General features: G+C 72.2%; 2 protein-coding genes and 1 pseudogene. 2 read left to right on the forward strand and 1 reads right to left on the reverse strand.

The features are described from left to right. Positions 1 to 222: pseudogene (locus tag E1166_RS29885) on the forward strand (XRE family transcriptional regulator); the annotation flags it as partial. 54 nt (positions 223 to 276) lie between these two features. On the opposite strand, the gene helR reads toward E1166_RS29885, so the two are convergent. After that, on the reverse strand, positions 277 to 2,418 hold the full coding sequence (helR, locus tag E1166_RS29890) for an RNA polymerase recycling motor ATPase HelR (protein WP_207914655.1): 2,142 nt from the start codon (positions 2,416 to 2,418) through the stop codon (positions 277 to 279). Between the two features lie 273 nt (positions 2,419 to 2,691). Here helR and E1166_RS29895 point away from each other — a divergent pair, with 273 nt between their 5' ends. After that, positions 2,692 to 3,300, forward strand: coding sequence for a DUF6518 family protein (locus E1166_RS29895; RefSeq protein ID WP_132343166.1), 609 nt, complete (start codon positions 2,692 to 2,694; stop codon positions 3,298 to 3,300). The last annotated feature ends 191 nt before the right edge of the window (positions 3,301 to 3,491 follow it).

Here is a 3,491-nt window from a genome sequence, read left to right on the forward strand (position 1 = left end):
GCCGAGTACCGGGCCGCGTACCTGGTGGACGCCGCGCGCGCGTACCTCCAGTTGGGCGACCAGGTCGGGGCCGGGCGGGCGCTGGTGGACGCGGACCGTGCCGCGCCGGCCGAGGTCCGGTGCCGGCCGGTGGCGCGTACGGTGATCGCCGAGATCGCCCGGGGCGGGCCGGCCGGTGTCGGCGTGGCACGACTGTCCACCCTGGTCGGGCTGACCCGGTGACCGGCGCGGGTTGCGGTGGGCCCGGTCACCGGGGTCAGCGGCAGCAGACCGGGGTCAGGTGCTGGTGAGGATGACGAGCCGCTGGGTGGCGCGGGTCATCGCGACATAGCGGTCGACGGCCCCTTCGATGCCCTCGCCGAACGCCTCCGGGTCGACGAGGACGACCAGGTCGAACTCCAGTCCCTTCGCCAACTCCGGGGTCAACGCCCGGACGCGGGACGTCTCGCGGAAGGTGGGATCGCCGATGACGCAGGCGGTTCCTTCGGCGTGCGTGGCGAGCCAGGTGTCGAGGATCGCGCCCAGCTCCGAGGTGCGTCCGTGGACGACGGGGAGGCCACCGCCGCGGATCGAGGTCGGCACGTTGGCGTCCGGGATCACGGCCCGGATGACCGGCTCGGCTGCCGCCATGACCTCCTTCGGCGTCCGGTAGTTGATGGTCAGGCAGGCCAGGGTGATCCGGTCGAGCCCGATCCGGGTGAGCCGTTCCCGCCACGACTCCGTGAACCCGTGCCGGGCCTGCGCGCGGTCCCCGACGATGGTGAAGCTCCGCGACGGGCAGCGCAGCAGCAACATCTGCCACTGCGCGTCGGTCAGTTCCTGCGCCTCGTCCACCACGACGTGCGCGAACGGGCCGGCGAGCCGGTCCGGTTCGGCGGCGGGCAGCACGGCCTGGTCGACCAGGGCATCCTGGAGATCCAGTTGGCGCAGGCTCGACAGCACGCCCTCACCGTCGTCGTAGGTGTGGGCCGCGATCAGGTCGTCGACGACCAGGGACATGCGCGCGCGTTCGGCGGCGACAACGGCGTCCTGCCGGCGCCTGCGTCCGGACGCCTCCCGATCGCCGAGCCGCTGTCGCGCGGCGTCCAGCAGCGGCAGGTCGGACACCGTCCAGGCCTGCGCGTCCGTGCGCTGCAGCTTCCGCACGTCGTCCCGGCTGAGCCAGGGAGCGCACCTGCGCAGGAAGGCGGGCACCGACCACAGGTCGCCGACGATGTCGGTCGCGTCGAGCAGCGGCCAGGCGCGGTGGAAGGCCGCACGCAGCTCCCTGTTGCGCTCCAGCGACCTGCGGAACTGCTCCGCCGGTTCGTCACCGTGGTGCTTGTTGACCAGGATCGTCAGCAACTCCGCCCAGATCTGGTCGCGCGCCTCGTTGTGCGGGGTACCGAGTGCCGCTTCGAACGCCTCGGCCCAGTCGTCGACGCCCACCCGGATATCGGACTCGTCGGTGGAGACCACCAGCGGAGTGTCGGGCGGCTCCTCGTAGAAGCGGACGGCCGACTCGATGGCCTTCACCAGATCCGCGGACGACTTCAGGCGCGCCACCTCCGGGTCGGTCTCGGTCGTCGCCGAGGCTCCCGCGGCGACCAGGTCCCGCAGGGTGCACGTCTGCACGTCCTCCTCGCCGAGATTGGGTAGCACGTCGGCGACGTAGCCGAGGTAGGGCTGGTGCGGACCGACGAACAGCACGCCACCCCGGCGGTTACCGAGGCGCGCATCGGCGTAGAGCAGGTACGCGGTGCGGTGCAGGGCGACAACCGTCTTGCCCGTACCCGGGCCTCCGTCGACGACCAGAGCGCCGCGCGACCCCGCTCGGATGATGGCGTCCTGGTCGGCCTGGATGGTGGCGAGCACGTCCCGCATCCGGGCCGAGCGGTGGCCGCCCAGGCTGGCGATGAAGGCGGACTGGTCGTCGAGCGCGGCGTGCCCGTCGAGCCCTTCCGGGGTGAAGACCTCGTCCCAGTAGTCGGTGATCCGGCCCCGGGTCCAGCGATACCTGCGGCGGCTGACCAGCCCCATCGGGTTGGCGTGGGTCGCGGCGAAGAACGGCTCAGCCGCCGGGGAGCGCCAGTCGAGCAGCAGCCGGTTACCCGCGCCGTCGGTGAGGCCGAGTCGCCCGACGTACACGGGCTCGGGGTTGTCGGCGGCGACCATGCGTCCCAGGCACAGGTCGATGCCGAAGCGACGCAGGGCGCGCAGGCGCACGGCCAGCCGGCGGACCGCCTGGTCGCGTTCCACCGCCTGGCCGCCCTTTCCGGCGGGTGCCCGGCGCTCGGTGTCGAGGCGGTCGGACAGGTCGGCGATGGACTGCTCCAGGCTCGCCGCGATGGCCGAGAAGTGCTGTTCGTCGCCGGCGACCAGCGCGGGGTCGGCCTTGGCGGCGAGGTGGTCGGGAAGGTCGAACGCGCTGGTGGTCAGCGGGTTCACGGCATCAGCTCCGATCGGGGATCACTGGCGACCGTTGGCAGCAGGGGTCCGCGCGGCGGCGCGGGCACGCCGCGCCCGCATTTCCGCAGGTCTCGGCCTCGGCGGACGATTCTGCGGCATTGCCCGGGTCTTGCCGCAAGACCCCAGGTGCGGTATATGTTGAGAATGGGAGGGAGGCCGTAGTCCCTTCCCAATCTCGTCTCCACTCCATTCCCGCCCGCCGCCGGCAGGTCGAGCGATGCATACTCGGTATGCTCCTGCCCCATGCGACCTGATGACCGACTGGTGGCTCTCGTCGCCGTCGTGGGCGGTTTCCTGCTCGGCTTCCTCGACTTCGTATGGATCAAGTTCGTGCCGTACCCCTTCGCGCAGCTCGGCAACTCCACCGCCACCTGGGCGGTCGCCGCGTTCGCGGTGGGGTGGTGGGTCCGGTCGGGGTGGCGGCGCGCGGCCCTGGCCGCCACGGTCCTGCTCGTCGTCGCGGTGCCCAGCTACTACCTTGCGGCGACCCTTATCCAGGGTGACGACCTGGCCATGCTCTGGGCACCGACATCGCTGCTCTGGATGGCCTTCGGCGTACTCGCCGGGGTGGTTTTCGGCGTCGGCGGCGCCTGGGCGCGCGACCCCGGCTGGCGGTCGGTCGTCGGCACGGCCCTGCCGGCTGCGGTCTTCTTCGAGGAGGCGGCCCGGTACGCCAAGGCCGCCGCCGGTCCCTATCGCACCGGCCTGTGGTGGAACGTCGCCATCGACGTCGCGCTCGCTGTGCTGCTCGTGATGCTGGTGGGCCGGACGACCCGCCAACGGGCGCTCGCGTTGGCGGTGGCGGTGCCGCTCGCGGTGGTCGGTTACCTCGGGTTCGCGGTAGCCAGCTGATGCTGAGGCGCCCCGGTGGCCAGGGGTGGGCTCCGTCACGCGGCGCAACCGCCGATGACCGCCGGCTGGTGTCCACTGCGGGTCGCGCACCCATCCGTCCACGTCGGGCGGGGGCCGACCCCGCCGGTGCCGGTTGACGCGGTCCCGGCGTCCCCACCGACGGAAGGAACACCGTGCACATGCGTCGAATC

The sequence above is a fragment of the Micromonospora sp. KC213 genome, assembly GCF_004348325.1.
GTDB lineage: Bacteria > Actinomycetota > Actinomycetes > Mycobacteriales > Micromonosporaceae > Micromonospora.